The sequence below is a fragment of the Duganella sp. 3397 genome, assembly GCF_031456625.1.
GTDB lineage: Bacteria > Pseudomonadota > Gammaproteobacteria > Burkholderiales > Burkholderiaceae_D > Rugamonas > Rugamonas phyllosphaerae.
In genome coordinates, this window is the sequence record NZ_JAVDVB010000005.1 from 404,370 (window position 1) to 425,812 (window position 21,443).

15 protein-coding genes are annotated in these 21,443 nt (G+C 67.1%); 6 read left to right on the plus strand and 9 right to left on the minus strand.

Annotated elements, in window-relative coordinates:
* Positions 1–115: 115 nt before the first annotated feature.
* From J2X54_RS18265 to J2X54_RS18275, 3 genes are read right to left on the minus strand one after another with little or no spacing between them, the layout of a single operon-like run.
* Positions 116–1,276, minus strand: coding sequence for a PAS domain-containing sensor histidine kinase (locus J2X54_RS18265; RefSeq protein ID WP_310182471.1), 1,161 nt, complete (start codon positions 1,274–1,276; stop codon positions 116–118).
* Positions 1,273–2,100 carry an alpha/beta hydrolase gene (locus tag J2X54_RS18270; protein WP_310182472.1) on the minus strand — a complete coding sequence of 276 codons (828 nt, stop codon included), beginning with the start codon at positions 2,098–2,100 and terminating at the stop codon, positions 1,273–1,275. The genes J2X54_RS18265 and J2X54_RS18270 overlap by 4 nt, the downstream gene beginning before the upstream one ends.
* Positions 2,101–2,157: 57 nt before the next feature.
* Positions 2,158–2,781, minus strand: a complete 624-nt coding sequence (locus J2X54_RS18275) for a superoxide dismutase (protein WP_310182473.1) — start codon at positions 2,779–2,781, stop codon at positions 2,158–2,160.
* Between the two features lie 165 nt (positions 2,782–2,946).
* On the opposite strand from J2X54_RS18275, the gene J2X54_RS18280 reads away from it, so the two are divergent.
* Positions 2,947–4,959 (plus strand): ATP-binding protein, encoded by a 2,013-nt coding sequence (locus J2X54_RS18280; protein ID WP_310182474.1) that lies wholly within the window; start codon positions 2,947–2,949, stop codon positions 4,957–4,959.
* A 191-nt stretch (positions 4,960–5,150) separates the two neighbouring features.
* Here J2X54_RS18280 and J2X54_RS18285 read toward each other — a convergent pair whose 3' ends face one another.
* The gene (locus tag J2X54_RS18285; RefSeq protein ID WP_310182475.1) at positions 5,151–6,683 is read right to left on the minus strand and encodes an SEL1-like repeat protein; all 1,533 of its coding nucleotides are present in this window, start codon (positions 6,681–6,683) and stop codon (positions 5,151–5,153) included.
* Positions 6,684–6,878: 195 nt separating this feature from the next.
* On the opposite strand from J2X54_RS18285, the gene J2X54_RS18290 reads away from it, so the two are divergent.
* Complete coding sequence (locus J2X54_RS18290; protein WP_310182476.1) at positions 6,879–8,684, plus strand: sensor domain-containing phosphodiesterase; 1,806 nt, start codon at positions 6,879–6,881, stop codon at positions 8,682–8,684.
* Here the strand turns inward: J2X54_RS18290 and J2X54_RS18295 are convergent.
* Positions 8,660–9,856 (minus strand): MFS transporter, encoded by a 1,197-nt coding sequence (locus J2X54_RS18295; protein WP_310182477.1) that lies wholly within the window; start codon positions 9,854–9,856, stop codon positions 8,660–8,662. The genes J2X54_RS18290 and J2X54_RS18295 overlap by 25 nt on opposite strands.
* Before the next feature lie 134 nt (positions 9,857–9,990).
* On the opposite strand from J2X54_RS18295, the gene J2X54_RS18300 reads away from it, so the two are divergent.
* Positions 9,991–10,644, plus strand: a complete 654-nt coding sequence (locus J2X54_RS18300) for a hypothetical protein (RefSeq protein ID WP_310182478.1) — start codon at positions 9,991–9,993, stop codon at positions 10,642–10,644.
* A gap of 127 nt (positions 10,645–10,771) precedes the next feature.
* Here J2X54_RS18300 and J2X54_RS18305 read toward each other — a convergent pair whose 3' ends face one another.
* The 3 genes from J2X54_RS18305 to J2X54_RS18315 are packed head-to-tail and all read right to left on the minus strand — an operon-like array spanning position 10,772 to position 14,263.
* Entirely contained in the window at positions 10,772–12,187 is a 1,416-nt protein-coding gene (locus J2X54_RS18305; protein ID WP_310182480.1) for an amidase, read from the minus strand.
* Positions 12,184–13,590, minus strand: coding sequence for an ATP-binding protein (locus tag J2X54_RS18310; RefSeq protein WP_310182482.1), 1,407 nt, complete (start codon positions 13,588–13,590; stop codon positions 12,184–12,186). The genes J2X54_RS18305 and J2X54_RS18310 overlap by 4 nt, the downstream gene beginning before the upstream one ends.
* The gene (locus tag J2X54_RS18315) at positions 13,583–14,263 is read right to left on the minus strand and encodes a response regulator transcription factor (RefSeq protein WP_310182483.1); all 681 of its coding nucleotides are present in this window, start codon (positions 14,261–14,263) and stop codon (positions 13,583–13,585) included. The genes J2X54_RS18310 and J2X54_RS18315 overlap by 8 nt, the downstream gene beginning before the upstream one ends.
* Before the next feature lie 122 nt (positions 14,264–14,385).
* Between J2X54_RS18315 and J2X54_RS18320 the strand changes: the two genes are divergently transcribed.
* Genes J2X54_RS18320 through J2X54_RS18330 form a run of 3 tightly spaced genes read left to right on the plus strand, consistent with a single transcriptional unit; the run spans position 14,386 to position 20,175 of the window.
* Complete coding sequence (locus tag J2X54_RS18320; protein WP_310182485.1) at positions 14,386–15,594, plus strand: efflux RND transporter periplasmic adaptor subunit; 1,209 nt, start codon at positions 14,386–14,388, stop codon at positions 15,592–15,594.
* Positions 15,587–18,691, plus strand: a complete 3,105-nt coding sequence (locus tag J2X54_RS18325) for a CusA/CzcA family heavy metal efflux RND transporter (protein ID WP_310182487.1) — start codon at positions 15,587–15,589, stop codon at positions 18,689–18,691. The genes J2X54_RS18320 and J2X54_RS18325 overlap by 8 nt, the downstream gene beginning before the upstream one ends.
* Positions 18,688–20,175, plus strand: a complete 1,488-nt coding sequence (locus J2X54_RS18330) for an efflux transporter outer membrane subunit (protein ID WP_310182488.1) — start codon at positions 18,688–18,690, stop codon at positions 20,173–20,175. Before J2X54_RS18325 ends, J2X54_RS18330 begins: the two co-directional genes overlap by 4 nt.
* Here the strand turns inward: J2X54_RS18330 and J2X54_RS18335 are convergent.
* On the minus strand, positions 20,153–21,436 hold the full coding sequence (locus J2X54_RS18335; protein ID WP_310182489.1) for an MFS transporter: 1,284 nt from the start codon (positions 21,434–21,436) through the stop codon (positions 20,153–20,155). The two genes, J2X54_RS18330 and J2X54_RS18335, sit on opposite strands and share 23 nt — an antisense overlap.
* Positions 21,437–21,443 lie beyond the last annotated feature (7 nt).

Sequence of the window (21,443 nt, forward strand, 5' to 3'; positions counted from 1 at the left end):
ATGGCGGCGGGGATGGGGCCGCGAAAGAAGCCGCAGTTGCGTCAGAGCGGCATTGAGTGATTCTATCTCATTTCCACATGGAAAGCCTATGCAGCTGTGTCCGTCACGCGACGCTTTATCCGGCAGGGCCGGCCAACAGCGGCAGCACGACCGTGAAGCGGGCGCCCGTGCCGGCGCCATCGCTGTGCGCCGTCACTTCACCGCCGTGCAGTTCGACCAGTCCTTTGACCAGCGACAGCCCGATGCCGAGCCCGCCTTGTGCGCGGTCGAGGCCGGGCGCCAGTTGCAGGAATTTTTCAAACACCAGTGCCAGCTGGTCGGGCGCAATGCCGATGCCGGTATCGCTGACCTCGATCGCTATCCTGCCGTCGCGGATGCCCGCCTGCAGCACGATGGAGGCGCCGGCCGGACTGTATTTTCTGGCGTTGTTGAGCAGGTTGGCGACGATCTGGGTCAGCCGCACCTGGTCGACGCTGGCCCACAGCGGCTGCGCCGGCAGGTTGGCGGCGGCGTGCTGTCCGGCCGCCTGCATGGCCGGCAGCGCCTCGTCGAAAGCATCGCGCAAGGTGGGCACGATGTCGGCCACCGCCATGGTCAGCGACACCTTGCCCTGGCCGATCTGCGCGACGTTGAGCAAGTCGTCCACCAGCCGGTTGATGCGGGCGATCTGCCGGCCCAGGATCTCGGCCGGACGGTCGCTGGCGTTGGTGGCCTGGGCGCGCAGCCTGAGGATCTCGCTGACGTTGAGCATCGAGGCCAGCGGGTTGCGCAGCTCGTGGGCCAGCGTGGCCAGGAATTCATCCTTGTAGCGGTGCTGGAGCGACAACGCCGCATTGGCGTCGCGCAGTTGCGCCTGCGCTTGCGCCAGCTCGGCGGTTGCAGCTTCGGCCCGCTCCCGCTCGGCGCGCAGTTCGCGCTCGTACAATTTCCGGTCGGTGGCGATCAGCAGGGCGATTTCGTCGTGGATGATGCCGTCGCGCTGGCGCCGGATGGCGCTGAGCATCATCGGGATGCGGCGCCGCTGCTGGTCGAGCAGGTCCAGTTGCACCTCCGACACCGATCCCTGCATTTGCAGCAGCGGTGTCCAGTGGGTTTGCAAAAATACCCGGGCGCCCATGGGCATCAGTTCGGAGAAGCGCTTTGATCCCACCAGTTCGGCCGGTTCGTAGCCCAGCCAGCGGCACACGGTCAGGTTGGCGCGCACGATGGTGCCGTCGTTGTCGGCAAACAGCAACCCGCACGGCGCGTCGTCCCAGACGTCTGGCGCCGCTGTCATTGTGCTGGTGCTGGTGCCGGGGCAGGGGCGTCGAGGAAGGTCTGCATGGCGGCGATACTGGCGTCGGGCGCGCTCAGGTGGGGGCAATGGCCGTGGTTGGCGATCACCACCAGCGTGCTGTCGCGCATGGCGCGGTGCATGTAGGCGCCCACTTCCATCGGTGCGATGAGGTCGTCGCTGCATTGCATGATCAGCGCCGGCGTGGTCGAACGGGCAAAATCGGCGCGGTGGTCCGATAAGAAAGTGACCCGTGCGAAATGCTTGGCAATCGCCGGATCGGTGCGGCAAAAGCTGTTGGTCAGTTCCTCGGCCAGGTGCGGTTGATCCGGCGCCCCCATGATGGCCGGCGCCATGGTGCTGGACCAGCCGAGATAGTTAGCCTGCATGGTGTCGAGCAGGTCGGCGATGTCGTCCTCGGAAAAGCCGCCGCGGTAATCGCCGTCGTCGATATAGCGCGGCGACGGGCCGACCAGGATCTGCGCCGCAAATTTTTCGGGCGCCAGGTTGGCAGCGAGTACGCCGATGGTGGCGCTGACCGAATGGCCCACGAAGATCACGGGACCGCTGGCATAGGCGTCGATCAGCTCGACCAGGTCGTCGGCGTAGCCTTGCAGCGAGCTGTATTTCTGGCGGTCGTACGCCGCCAGGTCGGAGCCGCCGCTGCCCACCAGGTCGAACAGGATAACGCGGTAGCGGCCGGCGAACTCGGGCGCCAGGTGGCGCCACATGCTCTGGTCGCAGCCGAAGCCATGGGCCATGATCATGGTGGGCAGGCCATCGCCGTCACCGATGACCCTGACGTTGTTCCTGGTGTTTAAGTTCATGTGGCGGCGCTGGACTGTTAAAATTATGTCCATTATATAGCGGGATGCAAGTAACGATCAGACTGCCTCGTAGCGGCGCGCCACTTCTTCCCAATTGATGATGTTGAAGAAGGCCGTGATGTAGTCGGGACGGCGGTTCTGGTAGTTCAGGTAGTACGCGTGTTCCCACACGTCCAGGCCCAGAATCGGCGTGCCGCCAGACAGGCCCACGAACGCACCCATCAGCGGGCTGTCCTGGTTGGCGCTATTTTCCACCAGCAGCTTGCCGTCCTGGCCCACCGTGAGCCAGGCCCAGCCGCTACCGAAGCGGGTTTGCGCCGCCTTGATGAACTGTTCCTTGAAACGCTCGTAGCCGCCCAGGTCGTTGTTGATGGCGTCGGCCAGCTTGCCGGTCGGTTCGCCGCCGCCCTTGGGGCTCAGCACGGTCCAAAACAGCGCGTGGTTGGCGTGACCGCCACCGTGGTTGCGCACGGCGGTCTGGGCGGCTTCGGGCAGGGCGCCGATGTCTTTGATCAGGTCTTCGACCGCCACCGCTTCGATGCCGGCGTCTTTCACCGCATTGTTGAGACTGGTGACATAGGTCTGGTGGTGCTTGGTGTGGTGGATTTCCATCGTGCGCGCATCGAAATGCGGTTCGAGGGCGTCGTACGCGTACGGTAAAGGCGGCAATTCATAGGCCATGGGATGCTCCTTTCAGGTCGTGGCGGTGTGCGGTTGCGACACCGGGTGGGATGCAATCTTTGCATTCCCACATCGACAATAACAGAATCGCCCGGGCCTTGCCGCCAACGGGAGCGCGGGTGGCGCATGGTAAGATCGGCGCGATTATTCACGTGGAGTTCGGCAATGGTATCCAACAGCGCGCCCGGTTTGCCGGCGTTTCTCGATGGCGGCGGCGAAATGGGCATGCTCACGCGCGACCATGAGTGGCATGATCACCCCTTGGGCCCGCCCGCCGGCTGGCCGTCGCTGCTCAAGTCCACCCTGCGCCTGATTCTTACGAGCAACCACCCGATGATGATCTGGTGGGGCGACGACCTGCACCAGTTCTACAACGATGCCTATCGCCGCACATTGGCCGACGACCGCCACCCGGCCGCGCTGGGCCAGCGCTGCCGCGACTGCTGGGCCGAGGTATGGCATGGCATCGAGCCTGAAATCGACTACGTCATGGCCGGCAAGGGCGCCACCTGGCACGAGAACGCGCTGGTATCGCTCACCCGCAACGGCAAGCGCGAAGAGATGTACTGGACCTATGGTTACAGCCCGATCCAGGACGAGGCGTGCGTGCGCGGCGTGCTGGTGGTGTGCGCCGACGTCACCGAGGACATGCGCACCAGCCAGCTGCTCAAGCAGTCGTACGTGACGGTGATCGAATCGATGGACGAAGGCCTGGCCGTGATCCGCATCATGCTCGATGACGCCGGCGTGCCGGTGGACTACCGCTTTCTCGAGGTGAACCCGTCGTTCGAGCGCCAGACCGGCCTGGTCGACGTGGTGGGAAAAACCGCGCGCCACCTGGTGCCCGACCTCGAGGATCGCTGGTTCCAGATCTACGGCAAGGTGGCCCTGACCGGCGAGCCGGTGCGCTTTCTGGAAGGGTCCGAGCCGATGAACCGCTGGTTTGAGGTGTATGCCACGCCGGTGGGGCCGAAGGAAGGCCTGCTGGTGGCGTTGATGTTCCGCGACGTGACCGACCGCACCCGCGCCGAACAGGCGCTGCGCACCGCCGACCGCCGCAAGGATGAATTCCTGGCCATGCTCGCGCACGAGCTGCGCAACCCGCTGGCGCCCATCTCGGCCGCCGCCGAAATGCTGCAACAGCCGGGCGCCGATGCGGCGCTGGTGCAGAGTGCCAGCGCCGTGATCGGGCGCCAGGTGCGCCACATCACGGGCCTGATCGACGACCTGCTCGATGTCTCGCGCGTCACGCGCGGCATGATCCCGCTCAACGCCAGCGCCATCGACGTGCGGCGCGTGGTGGCCGACGCCATCGAACAGGTACGCCCGCTGATCGACAGCCACGGCCATCGCCTCACCGTCAGCACGCCGCCCGCGCCCGCGCTGGTGATGGGCGACGCCAAGCGCCTGGTGCAGGTGCTGGCCAACCTGCTGAGCAACTCGGTCAAGTACACGCCCGGTGGCGGCGACATCATGCTGCGCCTGGACACCGGCGCCGACCAGGTCAAACTTGCCGTGATCGACAACGGCATCGGCATGACGGCCGACGTGCTGGCCCACGCGTTCGACCTGTTCGTGCAGGCCGAGCGCGAAACCGACCGCTCGCAGGGCGGCCTTGGCATCGGCCTGGCGCTGGTGAAAAGCCTGGTGGAACTGCATGGCGGCAGCGTCGTCGCGCAGAGTGCGGGACTGGGCCAGGGCAGCCGCTTCACCATCACGCTGCCGCAGATTGCTTGCGCACCGGCACCGGTGCCGGTGCCGGTCCCGCTGGCCGACGAGCATCCAGCGCTAGCCGCGCCGCTCGCTGCAACCGGCACCGCGCTGCGCGCCATGGTCGTGGACGACAACGAGGACGCCGCCGCCATGCTGGCCATGTTCCTGGAAATCCACGGCCACCAGGTACTGACCGAGGACGACCCGGCGCGCGTGGTGGAACGCGCGCTGGTGTTCCGGCCGCACGTGTGCCTGCTCGACATCGGTCTGCCCGGCATGGACGGCTACGAACTGGCGCGCCGCCTGCGCGCCACGCCCGGCCTCGATGGCGTGGTGCTGATCGCGGTGACCGGCTACGGCGACGAGCAGGCCAGACAGCAAGCCACCGCCGCCGGCTTCGATCATCACTTCGTCAAACCGGTCGATCCGGCCAGGCTGGTGGCGCTGGTGGGCACACTGGCCTGATCAGCGCGGGGCGTCGCCTCTCGCTAGCTGCCTCAGTGTTCCCAAGTACCCATCCAGCGATTGCCAAAAACACGGGCCCCGATTGTTATGCTCGACAGTGCCGACAAAGTTCCGACGTCGTGATCTTGTTAAGAAAAGACTCGCGAGAGGCGGGCCGTCAGGCAACGGCACCGCCCTGGTGAGAATAAGGCTTACTTGGTTTGCGTGCCGGAACCGGGCTTGAGCAAGGCATCCGCCCGAACCAGTTCCGCCTGCGACAGCTGCGGTTTCACTTCGGCCAGCGCCACGTCGGCTTCGGGGTAGCGCGCCTGTTTGGCCAGGCTGAACCAGACGTAGGCCATCGACAAATCCTTGGCGCCGCCTTCGCCGTTGCGGGTCATGATGGCCAGGTTGTACATGGCGTCGGGCTGGGCCTGCATGGCGGCGGCGTTGAACAGCTTGCGCGCGGTTTGCAGGTTTTGATCGACCACTTCACCCTTGTAGAAGTAGGTGCCCAGCGCGTTTTGCGCGGCCGGTACGCCCTTGATGGCGGCCTCCTTGTAATACACCAGCGCGCGCTTGGGATCGGGGGCCACGCTCTCGCCGAAGTCGTACATGCGGGCGGCCGCCAGTTGCGCACCCGGATGGCCTTCCTTGGCGCCGGCAGTGAAGTAGGCGCCGGCCAGCTTGAGGTCCTTCGGTACGTCGTTGCCCTCGTAATAGGCTTTGCCGAGCTGGAATAGCGCAGGGGCGTAGCCCGCTTCGCCCGCTTCCTTCAGGTACTTGACGCCCTTGTTGACATCCTTGGCGCCGGCAAAGCCGGACAGGTAGGCGCTGCCCAGCATGCCGGTGGCCGGGGTGTAGCCGGAGTCGGCCGCCACCTCGTAGAACTCGAGCGCCTTGCGCGGATCGCGCTTGACGCCGGAGCCCACCATGTACACCTTGGCCAGCGTCATGGCAGCTTCGGCGCGGATATTCATCAGCTGCGGATGCTTGGGATCGAAGCGCATGCGGTCCTTCGGCCCGAAGCGCTGGTTGACGGCCTTGTCGAGCCAGTAGAGCGCTTGCGAGATGTCGACTTTTTCGCCCTTGCCTTCGAGGTACATGCGGCCGAGCATCAGGGCCGAGAAATCGTTGCCCAGCTTGCTGTAGTTCTGCTTGAACTGCGACATCGCTTCCACGTAGTCGCCCTTGTCGTAGGCGTCCAGGGCCAGGTTGAGGGTCTTGTCCTTGCGCGCAATGCTGTTGCGGCCGGCGGCAAAGCGGCGGTCGGTATTCGAGCATTTGACCGACGGCTCCATCTGGTTGGAGAGCGCGCTGCTGGCGGTCGCATCGGCGCCAGGCATGGTGCTGTCAAATTCGCGGCCCATGGTATTCTTGCCGGCCGCATCGCCCAGCGGCGAGACGTCGCGGATGGTCTCCACTTCGCTGGACAGGCCGTGGAAGCTGGTGATGTAGTCGATGAAGAGATCGTCTTCATAAGGGTTGTAGCCGGACATATAGGCGCACGACGAGGCGAACTTGCGGCCCAGCACGCGGCTGTCGGCGGCGATGAACTCGGTCGGATCCTGCATCTTGCGCTTGCCGGCCACCACCACTTCCTGCCGGGTGGCGAGGTCTGGCGCCGGCGCTTGCTGGGCGCCTGCCGGTAAGCACAGCAATGCGGCGGGCAGCGCGATGACCAGGCCGAGGCCGAGGCCCAGCGACCGGAACCGACTGCCCGGCGTGCGGGTAGATTGCGACATAATATCTCCATAGTAATTGTTATCGGAAAAATAAATATATAGCTTTACCGCGCCGCTGTGCGAATCTTTCCGTGAAACAATCATCCCGGTGAGCGGGCACGCGATAAACACCGTTGTAAAAAATATCTTTTTATTGTTTCTGGGAAATCTATGCCGTATTCGGTTACAATCGGCGATCCCCGGAATATTCAGACCATGACCTTTTCTCCTCCCGTGCTGCGCAGCGAAAACGAGCGCCTGGCCGCCTTGCGCGAGCTGTGCCTGCTCGACACCCCGACCGATCCGGCGTTCGACGAGATGACTTTGCTGGCCACGCACGTTTTCGGCACCTCGATGGCGCTCATTTCGCTGGTGGACGACGGGCGCCAATGGTTCAAGTCGCGTATCGGCATGGCAGTGCGCGAAACGCCGCGCTCGCAGGCATTCTGCGCCTACGCGCTGCACAGCACCGAGCCGCTGATCGTGCTCGACACGCTGCAGGACATCCGCTTTGCCGACAATCCCCTGGTCACCGGGTCGCCGGGCCTGCGCTTTTACGCCGGCGCGCCGTTGATCACGAAGGAGGGCCTGTGCCTGGGGACGTTCTGCGTGCTCGACGCCGCGCCGCGCGCCGCTTTCGACGCCGTCCAGGTCACCCAGTTGCGCCATTTCGCGCGGCTGGCGATGATGCGGATCGAAACCCTGCGCAGCATCGGCTACGCCGATCCGCTCACGCAACTGCCCAACCGCACCCGCTTCCTGGAAGACGTGGCGCTGTGGATCAACGATGCGCCGGACGACGGCCGCCGCCTGTTCGCCGTGGCCATCGACGTTTGCGGCCACGGTTACCTGCAGCAGATGCAGTCGGCATTTGGCGCCGATTACGCCGATGGCTTCCTCATGGCGGCATCCCGGCGCGTGTCGCAAGCACTCGGCCCGGCGCCCGTGTACCGTATCGACAGCACCGTCATGGCGTGCGTGCTGGCCGCCCGGGACGAGGCGGCGCTCGAGGAGCAGTTGCGCGGTTTGCAGCGGCGTTTGTCGGTGCCGTGCGAGCACCAGGGCATTCCGCATGCGCCGGCAGTGGCGCTGGGCGCCGTGGCGCTGGCCACGCCGGACGCAGTGCCGACGGCCGATACTGCGCGCGTGCTGGGCGCGGCGCTGGCCCATGCCCGTGCCGCCCATCGTCCCTGGGCCATCTACCACCCGCAACTGGACGCGGCGCAGCAGCGGGCATTCCGCATCCTGGCCGCGATTCCCGGTGCGCTGACCGCCGACGACCAGTTGCAATTGCACTACCAGCCGCGCATCGACCTGGCCGATGGTGTGTGCACCGGGGTGGAAGCACTGCTGCGCTGGAACCACCCCGAGCTGGGGACGATCAGCCCCGGCGAATTCATTCCGCTGGCGGAAAAGACCGCGCTCATCGGCGACATCACGGCATGGGTGGTGCGCGCGGCGCTGGCGCAGGCGCAGGTCTGGCACGACGCCGGCCTGCGGCTCACCGTGTCGCTCAACGTCTCTGCGCTGGACCTGGCCACCGCCGGTTTTGCCGACCTGCTGGACCGCCTGCTGGGCCAAAGCCGGGTGGATCCCGGGCTGATCGAAATCGAGTTCACCGAAAGCGCCGTGGCCGACGATCCGCTGCCGGTCGGGGTACAGTTGCGGCGCCTGCGCGCGCTGGGACTGCAGATCGCCATCGACGATTTCGGCACGGGCCATAGCAACTTCAGCTACCTCAAGCAGATTCCTGCCACCATCCTCAAGCTCGACCAGTCGTTCGTGCGCACGCTGCCCACCGACATGCACGACGTGACGATCCTGTGCGCGATGATACGGCTCGGCCACGAGTTCGGCCACCGCGTGGTGGCGGAAGGTATCGAGACGGCGCAAGCATACGAACTGCTGGCCAGCTGGGGCTGCGACGAGGGCCAGGGCTACTGGATCGCCCGGCCCATGCCGGCCGCGCAGGTGGCCGACTGGCTGGCGCCGGCCGCTCAGCGGCTGCGCGCCAGCCGGTAGTCATGCCAGAGCGCGGCGCCGGCCATCAGCCCAAGCGCAGCCCCCGCCACGCACACGCCGCGCCAGCCGGCCAACTGCCAGGCCAGCGATCCCAGCGCCGAGCCGGTTGCCGCACCAGCGAAATAGCCGGTCATGTACACCGCGTTGATGCGCGAGCGCGCCTGCGGATCGAGCTGGTAAATCACGCCCTGGTTGCCGATATGGACGCCGGCGAGCGCGATGTCGATCAGCAGGGTACCCACCAAAATCCATGGCAGGCTGGCCAGGCCAAGGCGCAGCGCACCCCAGCTCACCAGCAACAGCAGCAGGCAAGCGGCCGACGTGGCCAGTCCCCAGCCCTTGTCGTTCAGGCGCCCGGCCACGCTGGCCATCATGGCGCCGGCCACGCCCAGCAGGCCGACCAGGCCGATCTGGCTGTCGCCGAGCGCAAAACCGGGCCCGGACAGCAGCAGCGTGGTGGACGACAGCAGCACGCTGACCGAGGCAAACGTCAGCGCCCCGACCAAGGTGCGGCTGCGCAGGCGCGGATGGCGCGCCGCCAGCGCCAGCAGCGACCGTAATACCTGGCCATAGCTCATCGAAACCGGGTTGCGCGAGGCGGGCAGCACGTACCACAGCGCCAGCGCCAGGGCCACCATCATGCACCCCGCCGCACGGTACACGGTGTGCCAGCCACCGAGGTCCGACAGCAGTCCGGCCGCGCTGCGCGCCAGCAGAATGCCGCTGAGCAGGCCGCTCATCACCAGCCCCACGGCGCGGCCGCTGCGCTGCGGCGCGGACAGGGTGGCCGCCATTGGCACCAGCGTTTGCGCAGCCACCGAGAACAGCCCGGTCAGCACGGTACCGATCACCAGCGTGGAAAAACTGGCGGCGTAGCCGCTGATGAACAGGCCGGCGGCGGCCAGCAGCATCAGGCCGCTGGCCAGGCTGCGGCGTTCGAGCTTGTCGCCAAGCGGCACGAACAGCAGCAGGCCCAGCGCGTACGCCAGTTGCGACACGGTGACCGTGAGCGCGGCAGTGGCGTCGGTGACGTTCAGCGCCACTGCGATCGAGTGCAGCAGCGGCTGGTTGAAATAGTTGCTGCCGGCGCAAAGGCCGGTGGCCACGGCCATCAGCAGCAGGACCGGCGTGGTGAGGGTGGCGGCAGGGGTGATGGTCTGGGAGGCGTGCATGCGGACATCTCGGTAAAAGCGATGGCTGTACTATAGAACCTCAACTTAACATGAGGTCAAGGGAGGGTTTGGCATTTAACTAATTTCCTGGGCTGTCGCCTGTTACCGGTACAGATCAATTGCGGGAGAACTCCATGCTGTCGTCACCGTTGTACCGGGCCGGCCAGGCTGCCGAAGCCAGAGGCGAGCCGCTCGCGGCGGGCGGCGACACCGCCAGGCGCCTGCAAGCGCAGGCGCTGGCGGCGCTGGCCAAGCTCAAGCAAAAGCAGGCCGACCAGGCGCGCGAACGCGCCGACGTGGTCCGCGCCTTGCGCACGGCTGCCGCGCAAGCGGCCAAGGCGGCCGCACGCGAACGCCTCGAGATGATCAAGAAGCGCATCAAGGAGCTGTTGCACCTGCTGGCGATGTTCGGCGGCAGCGGCGCCAGCGGCACGCTGCAGGAACTCAGGCAATTGTCCAGCCAACTGAGGGAAGCCGCCGCCGTGCTGCGCGCGGGCGACGGGGCGCCGGCGGCAGAAGAGGGCGGCGCGGCCGCTGCACCAGCGGCTGCTCCGTCAGCACCAGCGGCAGTGCCTGCATCGACCGGCGACGACCACGCCGAAGGCCGCGCCGCCTACGCCGACCAGCAACCGGCGGTCGAGGCAGAATCAGGCGACCCGCTGAAACACCACCACAATCCCCAGGACACCGAACGCGAGTCGGACGAACGCCTGATCGATGCCGTGCAAAAGCTGCTGCGCTCGGTAACGGCCATGGCCGAATCCGAGGCCAAGAAACAAGCCGCCTAAAGTTCAGGGCCAGTGCCTAAAGTTCAGGGTCAGTGCCGACATCTGGACACGAACTCGGCACTAACAAGCGACCGTAACATGCGCAATAAGTTCAAAAATGTCCGAATGTCGGCACTGACCCCGAAGGTTAGTTGAGGGCGGCTTCGGCGGTTTGTGCAGCGGCGAACAGGCGCGCTTCGGCGCCGGGGGCGCACAGCAGCGAGATGCTGGGGACCAGGCCGGTGGCCGGGTCGCGGTACTTCCAGGCTGGCACCGCGATTGCCGGCAGGTCCAGGTAGTTGCCCATGGTGTGGGCAGTGAACAGGCCGTTGACGCCCGGTTTCAACGACTGCCGGTTCATCTTGCCATGGTGCGGCGCCAGCAAGCCCAGGGTGGGCAGGACCACCACGCCGTCCGCGCCCAGCATGGCGTGGTAGCGGGCGCGCGCGCTGGCGTAGTCTGCGGCGATGCGCGTGACCGTGGACTGGCGGCGCGGTTTCATCAGCGGCGCGATCAGCATCCACGTCAGCAGGCCGTTGTCGATGGTGGGGCGGCGCAGCAGTTGCGCCGCCAGTTCGCGCCAGGGCGAGAAGGGCGCCGCTTCCTTTGTGGTCAGCAGCCGGATCCAGGTATCGTAGAAGTCGTCGAGGATGATTTTCGGGATTTGCAGGAACAGGTGGCGCACGTCCGAAAAATCCTGCGCTTCTTCGCGGTAGCCGCCAGCCACCAGGGCCGCTCTCGCCGCCGCCAAGGCCTGGCCGATGCAGGCATCCCGTATCGTCAGCGGAAAGCCGCCCGGCACCACCAGCCGGCCACCGGCCGCGCCGCCAGCGATGTCGCCACCGGCGGCAAGCGGCTGTCGCGCGATCACGTTGTACACCAGGCGGGCGTCGCGCACGCTGCGCGTGATCGGCCCCAGGCCCAGCCAGGTGCGGGTATTGCCGGTCACCTGTGGCCAGGTGCCGGCGCCATCGACCGCTGCCGAATGCGGCTTGAAGCCCACCACGCCGCAGAACGCGGCCGGGATCCGGATCGAGCCGAGGATGTCCGACCCCACGCCAAAGACCGAGCTGTTCGACCCCACCAGCGCGCCTTCGCCGCCGCTCGAACCGCCAGCCACCCGGTCTGGCGCCAGCGGGTTGTTGGTGCGCCCGTAGCGGGGATTGGTCGATTCGGCCGTCATCGCCAGTTCCGGCACATTGCTGCGGGCGATCACCACCGCGCCGGCAGCTTTCAAACGGCGCACGATCTCGGCATCGTGCGTGTGCGGTTCGGGCGCCATCCGCTGCGAGCCGGCCGTCACCTGCTGGCCGGCCAGACCAAAAGTCTCCTTCACGCTGCACGGCAGGCCAAACAGTGGCAGCGAATGGTCGCCTTCGCGATCGAGCCGCCGTGCCTCGGCCAGCGCCTGTTCGTGAAAGATGCTGGTGGCGGCGTTCAGGCGTGGCTGCTCGCGCGCCAGCGTTTGCAGGTGCTGGCCAACCAGCTGTTCGGCGGTGAGCGCGCCCTGGCGCAGTCGTTCCAGCAGGCTGACGGCGTCCGGTGCTCGGTACGATGGGGTCATGGTGTCTCTTGTAATTGTTGAAGTTGGACGGTGAACAGCGCGCCGCCACCGGGACGGTTGGCGGCCGTGATCCTGCCGCCGGCCGCGCGCATGATGGACTGCGACAGCGCCAGGCCCAGGCCCACCCCGGCTACTTCACTGGCACGTGCGCCCGTCCCGCGGAAGAAGCGGTCGAATACATAGGGCAGCTCGGCGTCGGCAATGCCTGGGCCCTGGTCGGCCACGGTGAGCAGTATCGTGCCTTCGCCCCGTGCCAGGCCGACCTCGATGCGCCCGCCCGGCGGCGAGAACTTCAGGGCGTTTTCCAGCAGGTTGCGCAGCACCAGTCCCAGCGCCGCCTGCTCCACCTGCACATCCCCGGGCAAGTCACTGGCATCAACGAGTTCGATGCCGCGCTCGCGCGCCGGCGCCGCCATGCGCGCGACGGTGTCGCGCACCAGGTCCGTCAAAGACACCGGCTGGCCGGGGCCGCGCTCCTGGCCGGCGTCGATTCGCGCCAGCATCAGGAGTTCTTCCACCAGCGTGGTCAGGCGCTCCACCTCGTCCAGGCACGAGCGCAGGGCCGCGACGTAGTCGCCGCTCTCGCGCGGACGGCGCAGCGTGATCTCGATCTCGGCGCGCAGGCGCGAGAGCGGCGAGCGCAGTTCGTGCGAGGCGTCGGCGGTAAAGCGGCGCTGGGTTTCGAACGCCCCTTCGATCCGCTCGAGCATGGCGTTCAGGGTGGTGACCAGGTGGCCGATTTCGTCGTCGCCGCCAGGGTGCGGCAGGCGTCGGTCCAGGTGGTTGTCCTCGATGCGGCCGGCCTGCTCGACGATGTTCTCGATCGCCACGAACAGCTTGCGCGACAGCCGCGCGCCGGCCCAGCCCAGCGCTGCCATCAGCGCCACCGCCATGGCGCCGAACAGCAGCGCCGCCGAGCGCAGCGTGCTGTTGGCGTCGTCGAGCGAGCCGGCCACCTGCACGGCGTACAGCTGGCCTTTGACGCGCGCCGGCACCGACACCATGCGCAGCGGTTCCTCGCTGGTGTCGGGCAGGGTTTCGAACACGGTGCGTCCCGCTGCCAGTTGCTCGAGCAGCTGCGACGACGCCGGCAAATCCTCGGTGCCCAGGTTGCTGCTGCGCGCCAGGATCCAGCCCTGCTTGTCGATGATCTGCACCAGCCGGTCGAGCCGCGTGAGCGAGGGCGGGGCGCTGCCTTGCGGCGCTTCGTGCACGCGTATCACCGTGCCATCGCTGTCGCTCAGCATCGCCGCCTCGGCTTCGGCCAGGGCCAGCAGGGCGGTATCGAGCTGGCGGTTGACCGACTGCGACAACACCCACCAGCCGGCGCCCGCCGTGGCGCCCACGGCGGCCAGGATGGCCAGCAGGTGGACCGCGATCAGGCGCTGGCGCAGACTAAGCATGGTCAGGCTCAGACGGCGGTCCGAGCCGGAAGCCGCGTCCGCGCACGGTCTCGATCAGCGGCGCCGCAGCGGGGGGATCGACCTTGCGGCGCAGGTTCTTGATGTGGACGTCGATCAGGTTGTCGATGGCAATCAGGTCCGCGTGCCATACCTGCTCCGCCAGTTGCAGGCGGGTGACGACGCTGCCGGCATGGCGCATCAGCAGGTCGAGCAGGGCGTATTCCTTGGCGGTGAGGGCGAAGCTGCTGCCGCCGCGCGTGGCGGTGCGGGTACGGGCGTCGAGCGCCAGGTCTGCCACCTTGAGCAATGCCGGCTGGGCGCGGTCGAAGCGGCGCAGCAGCGCGCGCACCCGCGCCAGCAGCTCGTCGAACACGAACGGTTTGGTCAAATAATCATCAGCGCCGGTGTTCAGGCCCAGGATGCGGTCGGCCACGGCATCGCGCGCGGTGAGCATCAGCACCGGCAGTTGGTGGCCGGACTGCCGCCATTCGGCGCACAGGGTCACGCCGTCTTTGCCCGGCATCATCCAGTCGAGGATGGCCAGGTCGAAGCCGGCCGGCGTGGCCGCTTCGTGTGCGCCATGCGCGACCTGCACCTGGAAGCCTTCTTCCTCGAGGCCGCGCGCCAGTAGCCGCGCCGCTTTGTGATCGTCTTCTACCAACAGGATGTGCATGAATGTCCTCGACCGGGAACCCGAGTATAACAGCGCCGGTGCGCAGGAATCCTGAAGAAGTATTCAGGATGCGGTGCAGCATAAATTCGTACCATGGCGGCTGTAGCTTCAGGAGAACCGCCATGAAAAAAATCACCCAATCTTCCAGTGACCGCCGCTGGACCCGTTTCATTCCCGGCCCGCTGCTGCTGGCCGCCCTCATCGCCGTCGGCCTGATCGCCTGGGGCGCGCATGGGATGCACGCGATGCAGGCGGCCAATGCCGCCAATGCCACCAATGCCGCCAACTCCTCCTCGCCGACAGGGCCGGCGCCGGCGCTGCTGCATGAAGGCGAAGCGATCGTCGTGCCGGCCACCTCGCCGTTGCGCCGGACCCTGGCCGTGGCGCCAGTGGTCTCACAAAGCCTGGCGGCGCCATTCGTGTTGCCGGCCGCGGTGGAAGCCGATCCCGCCCGGCTGGTAAAAATCACCACGCCGATGGCCGGCCGCGTGGTCAGCCTGAACAAGCAGCTGGGCGATGCCGTCAGAGCCGGCGAGATCCTGTTCGTGATCGACGCCCCCGACTTCGCCCAGGCCGGCGCCGACGCCGCCCGCGCGCAGGCGGCGCTTACGCTGGCAGCGGGCAACCTCGAACGCCAGCAGGCGCTCGACCACGAGCAGCTGACTGCCCGCCGCGACCTGGAACAGGCGCAAAGCGACTACGCGCAGGCGGCCAGCGAGGCCGCCCGCGCTGCCGCCAGGTTGCGCCAGAGTGGCGCACTCGCCAGCAGCAACATGAAAAACGGCACGCTGGCGGTGCGCGCACCGTTCGCCGGCCGCGTGGTGGAATTGTCCGCCGCGCGCGGCATGTACTGGAACGACGCCACCGCGCCATTGATGACGGTGGCCGACCTATCGCAGGTGTTCGTCGCCATCAACGCGCAGGAAAAAGACCTGGCGCAGGTCTATGCCGGCCAGGCCGCCAGCATTCGCCTCGACGCCTATCCCGAGCCGTTGCAGGGCACCGTGCGCTACGTGGGCGAAATGCTCGATCCCGATACCCGCACCGTCAAGCTGCGCGTGCCGTTCGAGAACCGCGACGGCCGCCTGAAACCCGGCATGTTCGCCACCGCCACCTTGAGCGCGCGCGCGCGTCCGGCCATCCTGGTGCCGTTGACCGCCGTGGTGCAGGGCGGTTTTGCCAGCCGCGTGTTCGTGGAAACGGCGCCGTGGCGCTTTACGTCGCGCGAAGTGAAGCTGGGCGCGCAGGTGGGCGACCAGGTGGAAGTGCAGTCCGGCCTGGCTGCTGGCACCCGCATCGTGGTCAAGGATGGAGTGCTGCTCAATGATTGACCGCATCGTCCACCTGTGTTTCAACAAGCGCGGCATGGTCGCGCTGATCTTCCTGCTCGCCACCGTGTACGGTGCGTACTGCTGGACCGAGCTGCCGTTGGAAGCCTATCCCGACATCGCCGACACCACCTCGCAGGTGGTCACCCAAGTCAACGGCCTGGCCGCCGAAGAGGTCGAGCAGCAGATCACGATTCCGCTCGAGCGCGAAATCATGGGAACGCCCGGCATGCACGTGATGCGTTCGAAGTCCACCTTCGGCCTGTCGCTGATCACCGTGGTGTTCGAGGACGGCGCCGAAGATTACTGGTCGCGCCAGCGCCTGCAGGAGCGCATCGCCGGCGTTACGCTGCCATACGGCGCGCAGCCGTCGCTCGATCCGCTCACTTCCCCGATCGGTGAAATCTACCGCTACACGCTGGAGTCAAAGTCGCGCAGCCTGCGCGAACTGTCCGAATTGCAGCGCTGGACCGTGGTGCCGCGCCTGAAACAGGCGTCCGGCGTGGTCGATGTGACCAATTTTGGCGGCGTGACCACGCAGTTCCTGATCGAGTTCGATCCGGCCAAGCTGGTCAAATACAGCCTGTCGCTGGCGCAGATCACCCAGGCCATCTCGTCCAACAACGCCAACGCGGGCGGCAGCATCCTCACGCGCGGTGAACAGGGCATGGTCGTGCGCGGCGTGGGACTGATCCATGGCCTCGATGACCTGGGCAATATCGTGGTGGCGCAAAAAAGCGGAGTGCCGGTGCTGGTGAAAGACCTGGGCACGGTCACGCTGGGCCAGCAGGAACGGCACGGCATCCTGGGCAAGGACCACGTGTCCGACACCGTCTCCGGCATCGTGCTGCTGCTGAAGAACCAGAATCCGTCGCGCGTGATTGCTGGCGTGCACGACGCCGTGGCCGACCTGAACGACCACCTGCTGCCCAAGGATGTCAAGGTAGTGGCCTACATGGACCGCAGCTCGCTGGTGGAGGCAACCGTGCACACGGTCGGCAAGACGCTGATCGAAGGCGTGGTGCTGGTCACGTTGGTGCTGGTGCTGTTTTTGGGCAGCGTGCGCGCGGCGCTGATTGCCGCTGCCGCGATTCCCGTCTCGCTGATGACGGCGTTTATCCTGATGCACCACTTCAAGGTGCCGGCCAACCTGCTCTCGCTGGGCGCGATCGACTTCGGCATCATCGTCGATGGCGCCATCTTCGTGCTCGAAGCCATCCTGCGCCGGCGCGAAGAACAGCCGGAAGGCCTGCTGGACGAAGACGCGGCGCTGGCCGCCACCAGCCAGGTGATGAAGCCCACGCTGTTCGGCATGCTGGTGATCATGGTGGCGTACCTGCCGCTGTTCGCGTTCCAGCGCATCGAATACAAGCTGTTCTCGCCGATGGCCTTTGCGGTGGGCTTTGCCTTGCTGGGCGCCTTGCTGATGACGATGATGGTGATCCCGGGCCTGGCCCACTGGGCCTTCCGCAAGCCGCGCAAGATTTTCCACAACCCGCTGCTCACCTGGCTGATGCCGCGCTACGAAGCGCTGTTGCAGCGGCTGGTCGGCAAATCGAAGCTGGTGCTGGTACTGGCCAGCGCCACGCTGGCGGCAGTGGTGGTGCTGGGCGGCGCCATCGGCCGCGACTTCCTGCCGGCGCTTGACGAAGGTTCGATTTGGCTGCAGGTAACGCTGCCACCGGGGATTTCGCTCGACAAGGCCACCCGCATGGCCGACGCCCTGCGCGACGCCACCCTGAAAGAGCCGCAGGTGGCGCACGTGGTTACGCAGCTGGGCCGCAACGACGAGGGCACCGATCCCTTTACGCCCTCGCACATCGAATGCGCGGTCACGCTCAAGCCCTACGACCAGTGGCCGTCGGGCATGGCCAAGCAGGACCTGGTCGATCGGCTGGCCGCGCGCTATCGTGATTTGCCCGGCACCGACGTGGGCTTCTCGCAGCCGATGATCGACGGCGTGCTCGACAAGCTGGCCGGTGCCCACAGCGACCTGGTGGTCAAGGTGTATGGCGACGACTTCCAGCAAACCCGCAAGCTGGCCGCCGCCGTGGAGCACCTGCTGCGCACCGTGCCAGGGGCGCAGGACGTGATCATCGACCAGGAGCCGCCGCTGCCGCAGGTGCGCATCGATGTCGATCGCGCCGCCGCCGCGCGCCTGGGCATCAACGTGGCCGACGTGATGGCGCTGATCCAGACCGGCATCGGCGGCAGCCCGGTGGCGCAAGTGTACGTGGGCGACCGCAGCTACGACGTGGCCGCGCGCTTCGAGGGCGCTGCCCGAAGCGATCCGCAGGCGATCGGCAACCTGGTGCTCACCGCCGCCAACGGCGCCCACGTGGCGTTGTCGCAGGTGGCCCATATCGGCATGGCGCAGGGAGAGACCACGATCACCCGCGAGATGAACCGGCGCCACCTGACGGTGCGCACCAACCTGCGCGGGCGCGACCTGTCGTCGTTCCTCGCTGAGGCCCAGGGCCGCATCGCGCGCGAGATCCCGTACGACCACGCGCGCTACCAGATTACCTGGGGCGGCCAGTTCGAAAACCAGCAGCGCGCCCAGGCACGCCTGGCGGTAATCGTGCCGGCGGTGCTGGCGCTGATGTTCGTGATGCTGTTCTCGGCGTTCGGCAACTTGCGCCAGCCGGGGTTGATCCTGCTGGTGGTGCCGCTGTCGCTGCTCGGTGGCCTGGTGGCGCTGCAACTGCGCGGCATGACGCTCAACGTGTCGTCGGCGGTAGGGTTTATCGCGCTGTTCGGCGTGGCGGTGCTCAACGCGGTGGTGATGCTTTCCAACCTGAATCGCTGGCGCGCAATGCTGCCGGACGACCTGCGGTCGGCCGTGATCAAGGGCGCCAGCGAAAGGGTGCGTCCGGTGCTCACCACGGCCACGGTGGCGGCCCTGGGCCTGGTGCCGGCCGCGCTGGCGCATGGCCTGGGCAGCGATGTTCAGCGCCCGCTGGCCACCGTTGTGGTGGGCGGCCTGGTCACCGCCACAGCGCTGACGCTGGTGCTGCTGCCGGCGCTGTATTACTTGATCGAACAGCGCCTGATCGAACATCGCATGAATCAACAAGACATGAAGGAGGAGAGCGCATGAAAAAAATCATTGCCGCCCAATTGGCCGCGATTGCGCTGGCCACGCTGATCGCCGGCTGCGCCGCCGGTCCCGATTTTGTCGCCCCGGCCGCGCCCACGGCGCAGCGCTACACTGCCCAGGTGCTCGACGGCGAAGCGGCGCAGCCGGAATATACCCAGAAACTGGCGGCCGGGCAGGATGTGCCGGCGCGCTGGTGGACCAGCTTCGGCTCGGAATCGCTGAATGCCCTGGTGGACAGTGCACTGGCCGTCAACCCCGACTTGCAGGCGGCGCAGGCCGCGCTGCTGGCCGCGCGCGAAAACGCCACCGCCCAGCAGGGCCTGTGGTGGTCGGACGCCACCTTGCACCTCGCGCCCACGCGCCAGCGGGTGGCCGGTACGTTATCGAGCCCCCTGGCCTCGGGCGCCAACCTGTTCTCGCTGCACACGGCGCAACTGAACGTGGGCTACTCGCCCGATGTATTCGGCGGCGTGCGTCGGCAGCTGGAAGCGGCTGGCGCCGAAGTGGACGTGGCGCGCTACCAGGGCGACGCCGCGCGCCTGACGCTGGAGGCGAACGTGGTGCTGGCCGCGATCAACGAGGCTGCGCTGCGCGCGCAGCTCGACGTCACGCGCGAGCTGGCCGACCTGGCGCAGCGCCAGCTCGAGGCCACGCGCGCCATGCAGCGAGCCGGCCAGGTGGGCCCGGCCGATGTAGCGGCGCAGGAGACTGCGCTGGCGCAGGCGCAAGCCGGCGTGCCGCCGCTGGAAAAACAGGTGGCCCAGCAGCGCAACCTGCTGGCGGTGCTGGGCGGGCGCATGCCGGCCGAGGGCACCGGTGTGGCGGGGGTGGAGTTCAATGGCCTGGAACTGGCCGAAACGCTGCCGGTCAGTGTGCCGGCGCGGCTGGTGGAGCACCGGCCCGACATCCGCGCCGCCGAAGCGCAACTGCATGCGGCCAGCGCCCAGGTAGGCGTGGCCAAGGCCGCGCGCCTGCCCAATATTGCGCTCACCGCCACACTGGGCGGGACGGCGCTCAATGCCGGCACGCTGTTCAAGTCGGGGACAGGTTTCTGGAGCATCGGCGCCGACCTGGTGCAGCCGCTGTTCAAGGGCGGCGCCTTGCTGCACCAGCAGCGCGCGGCCGAAGCGGCATACACCGAAGCGTCGTTCCAGTATCGCAGCGTGGTGCTCACGGCCTTCCAGAATGTGGCGGACGCACTGCACGCGGTCGATGCCGATGCCAGGGCGCTGCGCAGCGCGGACGCCGCCGAGCAGGCCGCGCACCGCAGCCTGGGCATCGCCCAGCGCCAGTGGCAACTGGGCACGCTGGCCTATCCGGCGGTGCTGCTGGCGCAGCAGTCGTGGCAGCAGGCCAGCGTGGCGCTGATCGCGGCCCGCGCCGCGCGGTACGCGGACACGGTGGCGTTGTTCCAGGCGCTGGGTGGCGGCTGGACTGACAGCGCTCAATTGCCAGCGCCGACTATCGCCGCTGTCCGTCCCTGACGAACAGCGCGGTGACCACGCCCACCGCGCACAGCGCCATCACGTACCACGCCGGCGCCAGCGGCTCCACCTTGAGCATCAGCGTGACCATGACCGGGGTGAGGCCGCCGAAGATGGCGTAGGCCAGGTTGTACGAAAACGACAGGCCGGAAAAACGCACCGGCGCCGGAAACGCGCGCACCATCACGCTCGGCACCACGCCCACCACGCCCACCGCAAAGCCCAGCAGGCAGTAGAGCGGCAGCAGCAGGTCGGGGCGTACCTTGACCGTGGTGTAGAACGCGTACGTGCAAATGGCCAGCAGCAGTGCGCCGCCGATCAGCATGCGGCGTGCGCCCAGGCGGTCGGCCAGTACGCCAGCCACCACGCAGCCCACCGCCAGGCACAGGGTGGCGGCGGTGTTGGCCATGAGCGCGGTGCGGGCATCGAAACCATAAACCTTCTGCAGCAGCGTGGGCGTCATCAGGATCACCACTACGATGGCGGCCGACAGCATCCAGGTAAGCAGCATCGACAGCACCACCGCGCCGCGATGTTCGCGCAGCACGGCCTTGAGCGGCAGTTCCGCCGCCAGCGCCTTGCGCTGTTTGAGTTCGGTGAAGACCGGCGTTTCGTGCAGCCAGCGGCGCAGGTACATCGCGCCCAGGCCGAACACGCCGCCCAGCAGGAACGGCAGGCGCCAGCCGTAGTCGAGTACTTGCTGCGGCGTGAACACGCTGTTGATCCCGGTGGCCATCATTGAACCCAGCAATATGCCCATGGTGAGGCCGGCGGTGAGCGTGCCGCAGGCGTAGCCGATATGCCGCGCCGGCACGTGTTCCGAGACGAACACCCAGGCGCCCGGCACCTCGCCGCCCACCGCCGCGCCCTGGGCCACGCGCAGCAGCAGGAGCAGCAGCGGCGCGGCCAGGCCGATGCTGGCATACGTGGGCAAGAGGCCGATCAGCAGCGTAGGCACGGCCATCAGCAGGATCGACAGGTTGAACATCTTTTTGCGGCCCAGCAGGTCGCCGAAATGCGCCATGACCATGCCGCCGATCGGACGCACCACGTAGCCCGCCGCAAAAATGCCGAAGGTCTGGAACAGCCGCATCCAGTCCGGCATATCGGGCGGGAAGAACAGGGCGCCGATGGTGGTGGCGAAGAAGACGAAGATGATGAAGTCATAGAATTCCAGCGCACCGCCGAGGGCGGCCAGCGACAGGGTCTTGTAGTCCTGGCGCACCAGCGGGCGCGCGCTTTCCTGGGAGATGTCCGGCATCGAAGTG